The following is a 15,026-nucleotide window of genomic DNA, read 5'->3' as shown; positions in this document are numbered from 1 at the left end:
ATATTAAATATACTCTACTTCAAGTTATTTAACTATACAAATTCTTTGATCGGACCTTTACAACCAAAAATCAATACTTCTTGAAAAAAGACGAAGCTATAAAAACACTGTACAATCCGTTCATTCTTCCTGTTTTGGATTTTGTACCAGTTGTTCTCTTTTGCCTTCATCTTTTCTCCCCATGACCATTTCATCGTAAGGTGTATACCTATTAGAAGGTGTTTTCTTTTTTATCACCATTTTGTACCCGACAAGCACGATAATTCCAACTACAGTTATCAAAAATAAAGTCGGAAGCATGTTCATCCCCCCCCCAAAACATTATCCCTTTACTATAAAATACCATATAAAAATGTTGGAACCACGATTTATTTTATTTCCAGCAACTATCTTGGACGTACAATACATCTTGCTTATGATTTTTAGAACTGGGCAAAAGAAAAAGGCATCATCACAAGCATGTCTCGGAAAGGAAACTGCCATGATTATGCCTTCATCCATCGTTTCACTTTCCGAAAAAGTCGAAACGGGCTTCAACGCTAATTGAAGAGTAACTATGTTCAGTTGGAGGAGCCGTACATTGCCTCTGCTTCAGCCTTCCTTCATTTCCACCAAGTGTCATAAACGTTTATGGCTTCATTGCGTTTATGTTCAGTTTTAGTGTACCATCCTTCAATGATTTCGGCAGCTTCCGTCCTAATTTCTTTCCCTTCAAGATAATCATCGATTTCATCGTAGCTAACCCCTAATGCCACTTCATCGGGAATCAGCGGTTTGTCATCTTCCAGATCGGCAGTTGGAATTTTCGTATAGAGGCGCTCAGGGGCACCTACGAATTTCAGGATTTCTTTTCCTTGCCTTTTGTTCAATCGGTATAACGGAATAAGATCTGCCGCACCATCGCCGTGTTTCGTGAAGAAGCCTGTGATGGCTTCAGCTGCATGGTCTGTCCCCAGCACCACACCTTTATATAGGCCGGCTAAATCATATTGCACCTTCATCCGTTCGCGCGCCTTTACATTGCCCCTTAAGAAATGCGATAGTTTTTCGGAGACAGCTTCTTCCACCGCCTGCACGGATGCATCGACGGCAGCTTTGATGTTGACGGTGACCGTTTGGCTCGGCTTAATGAATTCCAACGCCAATTGCCTATCATCTTCATCAGCCTGAACTCCGTATGGTAGGCTCACAGCTACAAACTTATAGTCAGTGCTGCTTGTTTCTTCATTCAATTCATTGACAGCGGTTTGGGCAATGTAACCTGCCAGAGTCGAATCCTGGCCTCCCGATATTCCGAGTACAAAGCTTTTCAGAAATGTATTTTTCTTCATATATCCTTTTAGAAGATCCACGCTTTTCCTATATTCAGCTTCTGGATCGATTTTTGGTTGAACCAGCAATTTCGTTACGATTTCTTTTTGTAATGGACGCATTCGATTTGACCCTCTTTCCAGTTAGATTGATTCATCATTTCGTAAGCATTCGCTCGACATTCGCTTTAACTTCATCAATATTCCTCATCTTATTATCCCAACAATCCTGACTTAGATCTACCGGGTATTCTTCTGGATTAAGTGCACGGAGGTATTCAGGCCAAAGTACTTGTAGATTTCTTTTCGTGAAGGCCTTAATTTCGTCGATGGAAGGCAATTCATAAATCAATCCGCCATCTTTGAAAATATCCTCGTGAAGATCTACCGCGTCGAAATCAGTGACGAATTTACTCAGGAAGGTATGGACAGGATGGAACATTTTTAGTTTTTCCTGTTCCTGTGGCTTTTCATATTCCATCGCCAAATAGTCGCCTTCAGCATGGTGGTTCACTTTATTGATGATTCGGTACACCCGCTTCAATCCTGGTGTCGTAACTTTTTCAGGATTTGAAGAAATTTTGATGGTATCTCTCATATTCCCGTCTTCACCCTCTATTGAAACCATTTTATAGACGGCACCCAGGGCTGGCTGGTCATAAGCCGTGATTAGTTTGGTTCCTATGCCCCAGATGTCAATTCTTGCGCCTTGTTGCTTCAGGTTAATGATCGTATATTCATCCAAGTCATTGGATGCGACAATTTTTGCATCATGAAAACCTGCAGCATCAAGCATTCGCCTTGCTTCCTTCGATAAGTAAGCTAAGTCACCGCTGTCTAGACGGACACCAATGAAGTTGATTTTATCCCCCAGCTCCTTGGCGACACGGATTGCATTTGGAATGCCAGAGCGCAATGTGTCATACGTATCAACGAGGAAAACACAATCCTTGTGGGAGACGGCATACTTATGGAATGCCGTATATTCATCTTTATAGGCCTGAATCATGGAATGGGCATGCGTTCCTGAAACCGGAATGCCGAAAAGTTTCCCCGCACGGACATTACTTGTGGAATCAAAACCAGCAAGATAGGCGGCTCTCGCTCCCCATATGGCAGCATCCATTTCTTGTGCCCTCCTTGAACCGAATTCAAGAGCGGACTCATCACCGATGACTTGTTTAATGCGTGAAGCTTTTGTTGCTACGAGTGTGTGATAGTTCACAATGTTCAGTAAAGCGGTTTCTATGAGCTGGGCTTCACCGAGCGGTGCCTCCACTCGTAAAATCGGTTCATTGCCAAAGACGAGCTCCCCCTCCTTCATACAGCGAATCGTCCCCGTAAAACGGATGTTTTGCAAATAATCCAAATACTCTTCATCGTAATGCAGCTCGGTTTTCAAATAGTCGATATCACTTTCAGAGAAGCAAAAATTTTGAAGGTAATGGACGATTTTTTCAAGTCCCGCAAAAATCGCATAGCCACTGTTAAATGGAAGCTTTCTGAAAAATATCTCGAAAACGGCCTTTCTTTCATGTGTCTTATCTTGCCAGTAGGTTTGGGCCATATTGATTTGGTATAAATCCGTGTGTAATGCATAACTGTCGTCGTTGTACTTCTTTTCCATAGATAGTCCTCCCAAAAGAGAAGCATTGGCTTCCCTTCTATTCTGTTGCCGTGTATGGCTATGATAGAATGGTTGCTCCAAGAGATCCTTTAAAATGCCCTAGCGCCCATTCGTGACCTTCAGCGTTGAATGAAGCCACTGCATTTTCGTATACAAAAATATTGTAGCCTAGGTTGTAAGCATCGATTGCCGTGTGCAAAATGCAGATATCTGTACAAACCCCGACCAAATGCACATCGGTAATGTCACGCTCCCTAAGGCGGATATCAAGTTCCGTCCCTGCAAATGCCGAATAACGTGTTTTATCTATATAATGAACATTCTTTCGATTTTTATTAGCTTCGTATTCTTCTTTTAACATTCCATAAAGGTCTCTACCCATTGTACCGCTAATATTATGTGCTGGAAATAAATTCGTTTCAGGATGAAAGCGATCTTCTTCTTCATGCAAATCAATGGCAAATACGGTGTAATCTCCATTTTCAATGAATTTCTTTGTTATGCCGACAAGTGCCTTCTCGATATCCTGGCCTGGTTTCCCACACGTCAATGCGCCCTTATCCGCCACAAAGTCAAACGTATAATCGATATTGATCAATGCCTTTTTTCCCATTTCACTAATTTCCCCCTTAATAATAAATGGAGTCGGTGACAACCTCTGCATTAAATCGGTAAAGCTGTGATGGGCGATACGAATTGCGTTTCGTTTTCTTCTCCATGCCTGATTCATCCAATACTTTCTCCAAAAACGGTAGCTTAGGTGCCTTAGCATAAAAAAGCGAATCCGCACTGATTTTCGCATCATCTCTTGCTGTCAGCAATACCCGTTGCAATTCGGATAAGGTAAATTCTTCTGGCAGGAACTTTTGTGCTATCGTCGTTTGCACCATTTCTTTTTTCAATAAGTTCATCGCATCACGGATGATAACATCATGATCGAATGCCAGCTCCAATTGCAAGGCTTCCTTTATCGTGAACAATTCAACCTCTGCCGCATCGTCATTCGCTTTCCTATGCTGGAGATACTCTTCCTGAACGATGGCATAAAAGGCGTTGGAAATGATCCACCCTCTCGGATCGCGGCCTGGTCGGTCATAAACACCAAAATGCTCGACATGGAATCCGGCTACACCCGCTTCTTCCTTCAATTCACGTTTCGCTGCTTCATAAGCCGTTTCCTTAGCATTCACAAAACCACCAGGCAACGCCCATTTATCTCCCTCAATATTCGGATTACCGGATTTGTCATTTTTGGCACGCTTGATTAATAGTAGCTTCAAAAACATTTCGGGAGGTGCCTTTTCGGCCGTTTTCCTAGTCGTAATCGTAAAGATCGCAATATCGGCAGTGTAGCCGTCCGGGGTAATGTACTTCTTTTTTTCGTGCTGGACCATGGCAGCTCCTTTCTTTCACTAATTATGGGATTAAAGTAATTAGTAAATCCTTAATTACTAATTATAGTACTCCACCGTTGATGATTTGGCAACTCCAAACGTCAAGAAATTATCTTATTGTTCGAAAAATCTTTCATTTCAGGTTCATACCACGAAAAAAAGCCCCATCAAGACCGTGACAGGGCTTTTATTGTACATCTTTAGACTGGATAGACTCCGTGCTTACGCTCTGTAAATGTCAGTTGTTTGCTTCCGTAGGCTTCAAACCGGGCACCCAATTCATCACGAAGGTCATTGGGCTGGATGATGCCATCAACGATCATCTCGGAAGCTAAACGATATATATCAATGTCTTCATTATATTCAGTTCGCTTCTGCGCAATGAAGGCAGGCCTTTCTTCCGCCTCCATCGCATTGATTTTATTGGCATATACGGCATTGACCGCAGCCTCCGCACCCATTACGGCAATCAACGCTGTCGGGAGGGCAAGAACGCAATCCGGTTCAAAAGCGGGGCCAGCCATTGCATACAGCCCGGCACCATAAGCCTTACGGACAATGACGGATATCTTGGGTACCGTGGCCTCACTCATGGCCGAAATCATTTTCGCACCGTGGCGAATGATGCCTGCCTGCTCGACCTTCGTTCCGATCATGAATCCTGGAATATCCACAAGGAACAATAGCGGTATATGGAAGGCATCACATAAATTAATGAACTTAGCTGCCTTGTCTGCTGAATCATGGAACAGCACACCGCCCTTGACACGCGGCTGGTTGGCAATGATTCCGATGGACTGCCCATTTAGCCTGGCAAGCCCGGTTATTAATTCCGGGGCAAAAAGCTTTTTGATTTCACAAAACGACTCCCTGTCTATGACCCGGTCGATCAAATCATACATATTGAAGGGTGCATTCTGATTTTTCGGTATCAAGTCCTCCAACGTCTTGTCAAATTCCTTCGGTAGTTCTGGCTTGGCAGGTGTAGGCTTTTCTTGATAATTTCCTGGAAAATAGCTTAAGTATTTGCGGGCAAATGCTATGGACTCTTCTTCCGTTTTCACCAGCACATCTCCACATCCTGAAACGGAGCAATGCATTTTCGCCCCGCCCATCTCCTCTTCGGTCACCTTTTCGCCAATGACCATTTCCGCCATTCTCGGCGAACCTAAATACATCGATGCATTCCCTTCGACCATCACGACAATGTCACAAAAAGCTGGGATATATGCGCCTCCAGCTGCTGAAGGACCGAACAAGAGACAGATTTGCGGAATTTTCCCGGATAACTTCACTTGGTTATAAAAGATGCGTCCTGCACCACGCCGTCCCGGAAACATTTCCACTTGATCGGTGATTCTTGCTCCGGCAGAATCGACTAAATAGAGAAGCGGCAGCTGCAGTTTTTCTGCCGTTTCTTGAATGCGAATGATTTTTTCGACGGTCCTTGCTCCCCAAGAGCCTGCTTTGACGGTTGAATCATTGGCCATGACACAAACTCTTTGACCGTTAATTTTTCCGATTCCTGTCACGACCCCATCCGCCGGAAGTCCTTCACTTGCACAATTTGCAAAGAAGGCGTCCTCAATTTCAACTCCTTCATCAAATAGGAGCTCAAGACGTTCCCGTACGAAAAGCTTTCCTTTTTCAGCATTTTTTTGGTGGTATTTTTCCAAGCCGCCTTTTTTGATCGTTTCTACCGTTTCCGTTAATTTATCCGTCGTCACCATTGATCTTCCTCCTTCATTTGAAGCTCATTGACCCGTAAATACCGGTTTGCGCTTTTCCTTGAATGCTGCCAGACCCTCGAGTCTGTCACGGGTTTTTAAAGTTGTCTGATAGCAATCATTTTCGATTTGCAGTCCGTTTTCGAGGGTCGTATCCACCCCTTGATTTATCGCCGCTTTTGCTGCCCTGAGTGCTAATGGCGCATTGAGGGCGATTTCCCGTGCCAACATGATCGCTTCTTCCATCAATTGTTGAGGCGGGTATATATGACTGATGATTTTCAAATCATAGGCGGTTTTTGCATCCAGTTGCCTCGCCGTATATATAAGCTCTTTAGCTGTAGCCAGGCCGACTATGCGGGGCAGCCGCTGAGTCCCGCCGCCTCCGGGAATGATGCCTAATGCCGTTTCCGTCAATCCCATCTTTGCCGATTCCGAGGCGAGGCGTATGTCACAAGCCAGCGCAAGCTCCAGCCCTCCGCCAAAGGCCGATCCGTTAATCGCTGCAATGACCGGGACTGGCAGTTTTTCGAGAGCTGTGATCGTGTCGCCGATCAGCTTGAGCGTCTCCTTGACTTTATCGTCACTCATCCCTGCTCGTTCCTTTAAATCCGCACCTGCACAAAACGCCTTTTCTCCAGATCCGGTTAAAATCACGGTGCGTAAATCAGCTGCCGTTTTCAATTCATTCATCCCTTCGAGCAGGCTATGAAGCAATTCCGTCGATAAGCTATTAGCAGCATCAGGTCGATTTAGTGTGACGACGGCGATCCCTGTATCATCACGGCTTATGTCAATTAATGAAGTCAACGGTTCACCCTCCAATCTTATTGCGCGTTATATACAGCCATCTGATGGCTTGGGAGTGGTTTCTCCAAAAAGCTTTGCATCAGCAAGGCTGCCTTGATCAATTTTTCTTGTTTTATTCCCGTTTGAATCCCCATTTTATGTAGCATATGAATCAGGTCATCCGTAGCGACGTTGCCGCTCGCACCTGGTGCATATGGACAGCCGCCCAAACCACCGAGTGAAGAATCGAAGGTCTCGACCCCACACTCCAGTGCTTGGAGGACATTGGCCAAGGCCATGCCCCTTGTATCATGGAAATGAAGGGCAATCCGGCTGAGATCATATCTTTTCACGGCACTTTCAAGGAACGATGCAACCTGTCTTGGCGACGCCACCCCAATCGTATCTCCCAGGGATATTTCACTGATTCCGTAGTCAAACAGTTGGTCACACACCCGAAAGACTTGATCCATCGATACCTCCCCTTCATATGGACAGCCGAAAACGGTTGAAACATAACCTCTGACCGTTTTTCCGCCATTTGCTGCTCCATCGATGACCTTCTTCAATACTGGAAGGGTATCGGAAATCGATTTATTGATGTTTTTAAGATTATGGGTTTCACTTGAAGACATGAAAACCGAAATATCATCAATTTCCCCCTCAAGAGCTGCCTCAAGCCCCCTTTCATTCGGGACGAGTGCGGCATAGGTGATACTTGGGTTGCGCTTTATTCCCTTTGCCACCTGGACGGCATCGCTCAATTGGGGAATCCACTTCGGGTGGACAAAGGATGTCACTTCTATATAAGAAAGACCTGTATCAGAGAGCTGATCGATCCAATCAATTTTGCTTTGCGTCGGTAAAATGATCTGTTCATTTTGCAGACCGTCCCGCGGGCCGACTTCCTTAATTGTCACTTTTTCAGGCCAATTCATTTTATCCCTCCTTTATTCAATGACGGCCAATACGTCACCTTCATTGACGAAATCACCCTCATTCACTTTAAGTTCTTTAATGGTGCCCGCCTCCTCGGCAGCAATCGGGATTTCCATTTTCATTGATTCCAATATGACGATATCCTGACCGTCCGTTACGCTTTGCCCCTCTTTCGCCACTATTTTCCAAACACTGCCTGCCATGCTCGCTTTTAATTCTGCCATCCTTCATTCCTCCTGATCATATATGTTATGTCATGTTTTATACTGTTAGTTTTTTAATATATTTATCTATGAAATCCGTAGTCGTATCACCTTTGGAAAAAGCGTCATGGGAGATGATTTCCAAGAGCAGAGGAAGGTTCGTTTTAATGCCTTCTATCTTATAATTGTCCAATGCTGCTCTTAGCCTCTCGATGGCTTTATCCCTGGATTCACCGCTCACGACCAACTTCGCGATCATCGGGTCATAAAAATGCGATACGACGGATGTGCCGTGTACCGCCAATTCATGACGGATTCCGTCGCCGTTAGGGAGGTTCAGGCTTGTAATCGTTCCTGGTGCTGGATAAAACGTTTTCGGATCTTCTGCATATATGCGCACTTCGATCGAATGTCCAGCCTTTTTAATGTCGTCTTGCGTGAAATCCAGTTTTTTACCGGATGCAATAATAATTTGCTGTTCCACCAAATCCAATCCGGTAATTTCTTCAGTGACAGGATGCTCAACCTGAAGGCGTGTATTCATCTCTAGAAAATAGAAGTTCTTATCTGCATCAACTAAAAATTCAAGCGTGCCTGCATTGCTATATCCGATTGCCTTAACCGCCTTTACGGCAGCGGCCCCCATTTTATTCCTTGTTTCTTCGTCAAGGAAAGAGGAAGGAGCCTCTTCCACGACCTTCTGGTGGCGCCTTTGGACAGAGCATTCCCTTTCCCACAAGAAAACGGCATTTCCAAAGGAATCCGCCATTACCTGAATTTCGATATGACGAGGTTTTTCTATTAATTTTTCAATGAACATATCTCCATTACCAAAAAATAATTGGGCACGTTTTTGATTTCCTTCAAATGCTTTCGAAAGCTCATCTTCATTGGAGACGGCCTGCATGCCGATTCCTCCTCCACCCGCTGCCGCCTTCAGCATGACTGGATAACCGATCCTTTCGGCAACGGCTGCCGCTTCAGCAGCATCGATCAATGGACGCGAAAACCCCGGAACCAACGGAAGGCCTGCTTGCTCCATCTTTTTCCGAGCTTCTACTTTGTTACCCATTTGCTGGATGACTTCCGGCTTCGGACCAATGAATATCAAACCAGCTTTTTCACATGAACGCGCAAAATCTGCATTTTCACTCAAAAATCCATATCCCGGATGAATCGCCTCCACTCCGGTATCTTTGGCGATTTCCAAAATCTTCTCGACATTTAAGTAGCTTTCCTGGACTCTTGAGCCGCCCAATGAGTATGATTCGTCCGCTAAGCCGACAAAGGGTGCATCCGCATCTGCTTCCGAATGGACCGCAACCGTGCTTATCCCCATTTTCTTGCATGTCCGAATAATTCGTGATGCAATTTCCCCTCTATTTGCGATAAGAATTTTCCCAATCATCCGATCATCTCCTTAATTAGTGCGTTCCGTTAACAGGTCAAGCGTTTGTTCCCGCAGCTTATACTTTTGAATTTTTCCAGAAGCGGTCATTGGATAAGCATCCGTGAAATGAATATGCCGGGGAATTTTATGAAACGATATGTTCCCTTTGCAATACGAGATCAATTCTTGCTCCGTCATGGTTTTCCCTGCTTTCAAAATGATCCATGCCGCAACTTCTTCGCCATACTTTTGATCAGGGACGCCAAGCACCTGGACATCGGCAATGGCAGGATGTCGATAAAGGAACTCTTCTATCTCACGCGGATAGATATTTTCTCCACCACGAATGATCATATCTTTTAGCCTGCCTGTTATCTTGCAGTAGCCATTTTCGTCCATGACCGCTAAATCCCCCGTATGAAGCCAGCCTTCCCCGTCAATTGCCTGCTCCGTAGCTTCCGGATTATTATAATATCCCTTCATCACATGATATCCCCTTGAACAAAGCTCCCCTTGCATTCCCATAGGTACCTCTTCCCCAGTCGCCGGATCGACAATCTTCACTTCCACTTTAGGCAATGCCCTGCCCACTGAAGAAACGCGAAGCTCAATCGGATCATCCGTCCTGGTCATGGTTATCCCTGGCGATGATTCCGTTTGCCCATAAGTAATCGTTATTTCGGTAACCCCCATTTTGTTAACCACGCTTTTCATGACCTCGATCGGACAAGTCGAGCCTGCCATGATACCAGTCCGTAAAGAACGTAAATCATATTGGTCGAAGTCATCAAGATTAAGTTCTGAAATGAACATGGTCGGAACCCCATGTAGGGCAGTACATTTTTCTGCCTCAACGGTCTTAAGGACCGTTCGGGGATTGAATTCCACAAGGGGAACCATCGTCGCCCCAACAGAAACGGAAGCCATCGAACCGAGTGAACAGCCAAAACAATGAAACAGGGGGACAGGGATGCATAGCCTGTCATCCTCGGTAAGCTTCATGCATTCTGCGACATTCAGTCCATTGTTGACCAGATTTGAATGCGTTAACATCACTCCTTTTGGAAATCCTGTCGTTCCTGATGTGTATTGCATATTGATAACATCGCCTGGAGCCGACTCCCCCATCCTCCTGTCCAGTGCCTCCTCCGAAATGGATTCGCTTCCGTCCATGACTTCATCCCAAGAAAATGTGCCTGGATAGCGTGTTTCGCCCAAGACAATGATGTTTTTTAATTTTGGCAGTCTCTCAGATTGCAATTTTCCTGGTTTTGCAGTTTTCAATTCAGGTATGATTTCATACAATGTATCCATATAGGAATGGTCCTTGAATTGCTCCATCAGGATTAGCGTCGTCGAATCAGATTGCTTTAGCAGATACTCCAGTTCACTTGTACGGTAGTTCGTATTGACCGTAACCAATACCCCGCCCATTTTCGCCGTGGAAAATTGGGAAATGAGCCATTCCGGCTTGTTGGTTGCCCAGATGGCGATATGGTCCCCTTTTTTAATATCAAGCGACATGAACCCCCTGGCCGCCGCCCTGCAAATCTTTTCAAATTCGCTGTAAGTATGGCGAAGTCCCAGCTCATGGTACACCACTGCTTCATTCTCACCGTATCGCTCTGCTGTCATTTCAAGCAGTTTTCCGATCGTAACATCTAGCAAATCAGACATCATATTCCTCCTATCTAATAAAGGTAAGAATGAACGCTCCCAGCTGAAGAGATAATATCTGCCATTTGCCCATTATGGTTCATCAGCGTTCCGTTATCAGCACCCCAATTGCCTGGCAATCACGATTCTTTGGATTTCCGAGGTGCCTTCGCCAATTTCCAGCAGCTTGGCATCCCTTAAATGCCGTTCCACTTCATATTCCCTCATATAACCTGAACCACCATGAATTTGAATCGCTTGATTGCTGGCCCTGAATGCGGTTTCACTTGCAAACAGCTTGGCGTACGCCGCTTCCTTCGCAAATGGTTTTTTCATGTCTTTTAACCATGCAGCCTTATAAACCATATTCCTTGCCAATTCTATTTCCATAGCCATATCGGCAAGCTTGAATTGAATTGCCTGGAAACTTGAAATGGGTTTCCCGAATTGGACGCGCTCCTTTGAAAAAGCCAAAGCCTTATCGAAGGCTGCTTGTGCAATGCCGACCGCCAAAGCAGCAATTGAAATCCTCCCGCCATCAAGCGTGAATAAAAATTGCTTGAACCCTTTTTGTGGATCGCCCAATAAATTCTCCTTCGGAACGCGGACATTATCTAAGATGATTTCACAAGTATTGGAAGCACGAACACCCATTTTTTCATAATTGCTATTGATCGTAAGACCTTTCGTATCGGTTGGCACGATGAAGGCCGAGATGATGTTCTTGCCTTTTTCATCCTTGCCCGATACCGCAGTGACGGTGATGGTTCTTGAATAGCTGGCATTGGTGATCCAGATTTTCTCACCATTTATCACATATTCATCACCATCCAATTTGGCAGCCGTTCTCGTACCGCCTGCATCGGAGCCTGCATTTGGCTCTGTCAATCCAAAGGCTGCCAAAGTCTCGCCGGTTGTGATCGGAACGAGATATTTTTGCTTCTGTTCCTCGGTTCCAAAGTAAAAAAGCGGACTTGCCCCAAGTGAAACGGCGGCTGCATAGCTTAATCCGGTTCCGCCGCATGCTTTGCCGATTTCTTCAACTGCAATGGCATACGAAATCGTATCGCCGCCCGACCCGCCATATTCTTCAGGGAAAGGAATGCCGAGCAACCCAAGTTTCCCCATTTTTTTGAAGACATCCTCTGCAAACATCGATTTGGCATCCAATTCAATGGCAATTGGCTTGATTTCCTTTTCGGCAAATTCCCGAACCATTTCCTTAATCATCTGCTGCTCTTTCGTAAGTGAGAAATCCATTTGTCACTTCCCCTTTCTATTAAGACCGACTGGTTGGTCTGTGTAACTCGCTTTTAATGCTTTATTTCATTTTCAATGCGTTATGGAGGAAAATGGCTGGAAGCTTTCCTTTTCCATTTATTTATCCTTCAATAAGGCGTGAAGAATTAAATCGATATATATCTCCCCAATTTCATCGATCGTCATTCCGCCGTCCCTTTTGTACCATTTGTAAGACCAGTTAACCATCCCCAAAATTGACATCCCGGTAATTTCAACCGGCAGTTCACTGCGGAATACCCCTTTTTCAATTCCCTCCTCGATGACGGAAAAGATGATTTCTTTATACAGCTTACGCTTTTTTAGAATGGCTTCAACATAAGGCGGTTTTAAGTAAATGCTTTCTTGATAGAATACTGAAATGTGAGGTTGATACAGGTCAAACACTTTTACGAAAGATTGAATGATCTTTTGCATTTTTTCGGCTGGATGTGTACTTTCCGAGATGGCTTCCTGTGCATTTGTTAATACATATGAAATAAAATAATCATGAATGACAAATAATAGCTCATCTTTGGAAGAAAAGTGGTGATAAAAGCCACCCTTGCTGGTTCCGCATGCCTTAACGATTTCGTTGACGGAGACACCATGGTAGCCATGCTGTTCAAAGAGAGTCAACGATGTTTCGATTATTTTTTCCCTTAACTCCGTAGGTCTGCACCCCCTGTTTTTTGTATCCGCTTACATTTAATCCAGTCGGCAAAATCTCGATATGTATAAACTGGATTTATTTAGATTTTACCAAATATTTAAAAATTGTCAATTTTTAAAATAACTAAAAACAGCCCCCATATTAAGGGCTGTCATCTTCCTTCATTCAATTTCTAGCGGTTCCTATCTTTTTTTCTGCTTGTTTACTTTTTGTTTACTTTAATTTCCTTTACCTTGGCCTTTACAAGCGTCCAATCATGCTTGTACGTCCAAACCGATTCAATCTCCAATAACGGGTCACGTTCATCGGATCCGTTCACTTTTTGGGTTCCTATAAGTCGCTTCCTTTTACCAAAGACTGTTTTGATGTCAAGCTTCGAGTAAGGATCAACCAAAAGCTCGGTCGGTTCGTTCAGTTTTCCATCTTGATAAATACCCAATTCATCATACGTTTTTTTTCTTGACCGGATATCCAGCACTACAGGCTTTTGCCCTTCAATACTGATTTGGGCCTTATATCCGTCCAGGAATTGTGCCGTTACAGGGACAGTTGGGGGCATGTCGAGTTCATGTACTCTTCCATCCTTGAAGGTATAGGCGTAGCTTGAGATCAAACGTTCTTTGCCTTCCAGCAAAACCGTGACCAATACGTCCTGCAGGCCATCATCATTCAAGTCGGCTACCTTTAATTCAGGATTATATCCTGCTTTTAACGGGACGCTGATCGTACGGCGATCGCTTTCAACACTCAATTCAATTTTTTTCAGGAACTTGCTTCCTTCTTTATATGGCAGCCCCTGAACTTGGATGATATCTATTTTCTCGTCCCCTGTTACATCTCTTTTTGTCGACATATACGTACCATCGACCTGAAAATTCTTATCATGGGCCTCAACCGCTTGATAGCTCACAAAGAGTGAAAGAACTAAAACCGCATATTTTAGCAAATCTAACTTTTTCATCATGATAACCTCTCTTTTCAAGGGATGAACTAATTGGTCATTTGTCCTCGTTTGAACTTACGGCGTTGATCCTTCATGAAGATCGACCAGAAATAATAGAAGCCTGGAACCAATATCGCAAAACCAACGATGTATGTGGCAAACACGGCCCTGAAGGATGTCGGGTCGGTAAAACCGGAAAGGATCGTGACATTTGGATATATGATATACGGTAAATGTGCAATCCCATAGACATAGCTGCCGATCAAATACTGAATGATGATCGATATGACGGCAAGGCGAGGCATCCCTTTAACTTCTCTTTTAGAAAAATAAGGAAGATAGAGTGCGACGCCGGCTATGACAAAAAAGACAAGTGAAAGAAGTAATAATGCTGAGTTTTTCATCATCTCTTCATAAATCCAATTCGCTTCGTTTTTTAATGTAAACATTACAAGCAATGCCATGACTAACATCAGCGGACCGGTGATCATCGCATCCCTGCGGTAAATCTTGTATGCTTTCATTTCATCCGCTTGCTTTGAGTAATCCGATAGGAGCAAGGACGATAAAAAAAGCGTACTCAATATCCCGAACAGCAAAAAGGCATATTCATTGGGGCTTGTGAAAAGTTTCGCAAGATTTAGCTCTTCATCCCCCCTCACCCCTTCGACAAACCCTAGATGTGTGATTGGCAATACACTGATGAGAAGCCCAGGAATGATCAAACCAGTAAACCCAGAAATATACGTAAGCACTTTTTCATATTTGTCTACGCTATGGGAGAACACCAAGAAAGCACTCCTAATACAAAGCAGAACCAAGATCAGGCTTGCCGGAACGATCAAGGCCACGCCTATCGTGAAAACCGCACCTGGAAATAAACTGTAAATCGCGATGACAAGACCGACTACAAACGTATTGGTCACTTCCCAGGTTGGCGATAAATAACTATTCGCTATCTTTGTGGCATTCGTTTCTTCCCTTTTTATATAAGTCATCGCCCAGAAACCAGCACCAAAATCCATGGATGCCATGATGGCATAAAGAAAAATAAATCCCCACACCAGCGTTATGGCAAGAAGAGCGTCACTCATTGG

At 44.3% G+C, this 15,026-nt stretch carries 15 protein-coding genes; all 15 read right to left on the bottom strand.

The genetic code is table 11. From position 1 onward, the window contains the following. Positions 1 to 120 precede the first annotated feature (120 nt). The 15 genes from ABE28_RS11035 to ABE28_RS10960 all read right to left on the bottom strand — a co-directional run bounded on the left by ABE28_RS11035 (position 121) and on the right by ABE28_RS10960 (position 15,023). Positions 121 to 300 (bottom strand): DUF3951 domain-containing protein, encoded by a 180-nt coding sequence (locus ABE28_RS11035; protein ID WP_064465160.1) that lies wholly within the window; start codon positions 298 to 300, stop codon positions 121 to 123. 302 nt (positions 301 to 602) lie between these two features. Beyond that, complete coding sequence (gene nadE, locus ABE28_RS11025; RefSeq protein ID WP_064465162.1) at positions 603 to 1,433, bottom strand: ammonia-dependent NAD(+) synthetase; 831 nt, start codon at positions 1,431 to 1,433, stop codon at positions 603 to 605. Between the two features lie 34 nt (positions 1,434 to 1,467). Next, positions 1,468 to 2,937: a nicotinate phosphoribosyltransferase gene (locus ABE28_RS11020; protein ID WP_064465163.1), complete on the bottom strand. Its 1,470-nt coding sequence runs from the start codon at positions 2,935 to 2,937 to the stop codon at positions 1,468 to 1,470. Between the two features lie 58 nt (positions 2,938 to 2,995). Further along, positions 2,996 to 3,550 carry a cysteine hydrolase family protein gene (locus tag ABE28_RS11015; RefSeq protein WP_064465164.1) on the bottom strand — a complete coding sequence of 185 codons (555 nt, stop codon included), beginning with the start codon at positions 3,548 to 3,550 and terminating at the stop codon, positions 2,996 to 2,998. A 16-nt stretch (positions 3,551 to 3,566) separates the two neighbouring features. Then, positions 3,567 to 4,331: an NUDIX domain-containing protein gene (locus ABE28_RS11010; protein ID WP_064465165.1), complete on the bottom strand. Its 765-nt coding sequence runs from the start codon at positions 4,329 to 4,331 to the stop codon at positions 3,567 to 3,569. Positions 4,332 to 4,531: 200 nt separating this feature from the next. Further along, positions 4,532 to 6,061: an acyl-CoA carboxylase subunit beta gene (locus ABE28_RS11005; RefSeq protein ID WP_064465166.1), complete on the bottom strand. Its 1,530-nt coding sequence runs from the start codon at positions 6,059 to 6,061 to the stop codon at positions 4,532 to 4,534. 24 nt (positions 6,062 to 6,085) lie between these two features. Further along, positions 6,086 to 6,868, bottom strand: a complete 783-nt coding sequence (locus tag ABE28_RS11000; RefSeq protein WP_064465167.1) for an enoyl-CoA hydratase-related protein — start codon at positions 6,866 to 6,868, stop codon at positions 6,086 to 6,088. 17 nt (positions 6,869 to 6,885) lie between these two features. Then, complete coding sequence (locus tag ABE28_RS10995; protein ID WP_064465168.1) at positions 6,886 to 7,785, bottom strand: hydroxymethylglutaryl-CoA lyase; 900 nt, start codon at positions 7,783 to 7,785, stop codon at positions 6,886 to 6,888. 12 nt (positions 7,786 to 7,797) lie between these two features. Next, a complete protein-coding gene (locus tag ABE28_RS10990) occupies positions 7,798 to 8,010 on the bottom strand; it encodes an acetyl-CoA carboxylase biotin carboxyl carrier protein subunit (RefSeq protein ID WP_064465169.1) in 213 nt (70 codons plus the stop codon). Between the two features lie 37 nt (positions 8,011 to 8,047). Further along, positions 8,048 to 9,397 (bottom strand): acetyl-CoA carboxylase biotin carboxylase subunit, encoded by a 1,350-nt coding sequence (locus ABE28_RS10985; RefSeq protein ID WP_064465170.1) that lies wholly within the window; start codon positions 9,395 to 9,397, stop codon positions 8,048 to 8,050. A gap of 12 nt (positions 9,398 to 9,409) precedes the next feature. Continuing rightward, positions 9,410 to 11,047 (bottom strand): AMP-binding protein, encoded by a 1,638-nt coding sequence (locus ABE28_RS10980; protein ID WP_064465333.1) that lies wholly within the window; start codon positions 11,045 to 11,047, stop codon positions 9,410 to 9,412. A 105-nt stretch (positions 11,048 to 11,152) separates the two neighbouring features. After that, positions 11,153 to 12,295 (bottom strand): acyl-CoA dehydrogenase family protein, encoded by a 1,143-nt coding sequence (locus ABE28_RS10975; protein ID WP_064465171.1) that lies wholly within the window; start codon positions 12,293 to 12,295, stop codon positions 11,153 to 11,155. 117 nt (positions 12,296 to 12,412) lie between these two features. Continuing rightward, positions 12,413 to 12,952 (bottom strand): TetR/AcrR family transcriptional regulator, encoded by a 540-nt coding sequence (locus ABE28_RS10970; RefSeq protein WP_373921327.1) that lies wholly within the window; start codon positions 12,950 to 12,952, stop codon positions 12,413 to 12,415. A gap of 236 nt (positions 12,953 to 13,188) precedes the next feature. Then, positions 13,189 to 13,950, bottom strand: a complete 762-nt coding sequence (locus ABE28_RS10965) for a hypothetical protein (RefSeq protein WP_064465173.1) — start codon at positions 13,948 to 13,950, stop codon at positions 13,189 to 13,191. Between the two features lie 26 nt (positions 13,951 to 13,976). Beyond that, the gene (locus tag ABE28_RS10960) at positions 13,977 to 15,023 is read right to left on the bottom strand and encodes a cytochrome d ubiquinol oxidase subunit II (RefSeq protein ID WP_064465174.1); all 1,047 of its coding nucleotides are present in this window, start codon (positions 15,021 to 15,023) and stop codon (positions 13,977 to 13,979) included. Positions 15,024 to 15,026 lie beyond the last annotated feature (3 nt).

The organism is Peribacillus muralis (assembly GCF_001645685.2).
Taxonomy (GTDB): domain Bacteria; phylum Bacillota; class Bacilli; order Bacillales; family DSM-1321; genus Peribacillus; species Peribacillus muralis_A.
Note: the sequence above shows the minus strand (reverse complement) of the source record. Positions and strands in the feature narration are given on the sequence as shown.

Bases quoted from the DNA above. Each gene is read 5' to 3' on its own strand.
- ABE28_RS11010 (WP_064465165.1), bottom strand. From the start codon at position 4,331: ATGGTCCAGCACGAAAAAAAGAAGTACATTACCCCGGACGGCTACACT.
- ABE28_RS10960 (WP_064465174.1), bottom strand. From the start codon at position 15,023: ATGAGTGACGCTCTTCTTGCCATAACGCTGGTGTGGGGATTTATTTTT.
- ABE28_RS11020 (WP_064465163.1), bottom strand. From the start codon at position 2,937: ATGGAAAAGAAGTACAACGACGACAGTTATGCATTACACACGGATTTA.
- ABE28_RS10975 (WP_064465171.1), bottom strand. From the start codon at position 12,295: ATGGATTTCTCACTTACGAAAGAGCAGCAGATGATTAAGGAAATGGTT.
- ABE28_RS11005 (WP_064465166.1), bottom strand. From the start codon at position 6,061: ATGGTGACGACGGATAAATTAACGGAAACGGTAGAAACGATCAAAAAA.
- ABE28_RS11015 (WP_064465164.1), bottom strand. From the start codon at position 3,550: ATGGGAAAAAAGGCATTGATCAATATCGATTATACGTTTGACTTTGTG.
- ABE28_RS10985 (WP_064465170.1), bottom strand. From the start codon at position 9,397: ATGATTGGGAAAATTCTTATCGCAAATAGAGGGGAAATTGCATCACGA.
- ABE28_RS10990 (WP_064465169.1), bottom strand. From the start codon at position 8,010: ATGGCAGAATTAAAAGCGAGCATGGCAGGCAGTGTTTGGAAAATAGTG.
- nadE (WP_064465162.1), bottom strand. From the start codon at position 1,433: ATGCGTCCATTACAAAAAGAAATCGTAACGAAATTGCTGGTTCAACCA.
- ABE28_RS10995 (WP_064465168.1), bottom strand. From the start codon at position 7,785: ATGAATTGGCCTGAAAAAGTGACAATTAAGGAAGTCGGCCCGCGGGAC.
- ABE28_RS11035 (WP_064465160.1), bottom strand. From the start codon at position 300: ATGCTTCCGACTTTATTTTTGATAACTGTAGTTGGAATTATCGTGCTT.
- ABE28_RS10965 (WP_064465173.1), bottom strand. From the start codon at position 13,950: ATGATGAAAAAGTTAGATTTGCTAAAATATGCGGTTTTAGTTCTTTCA.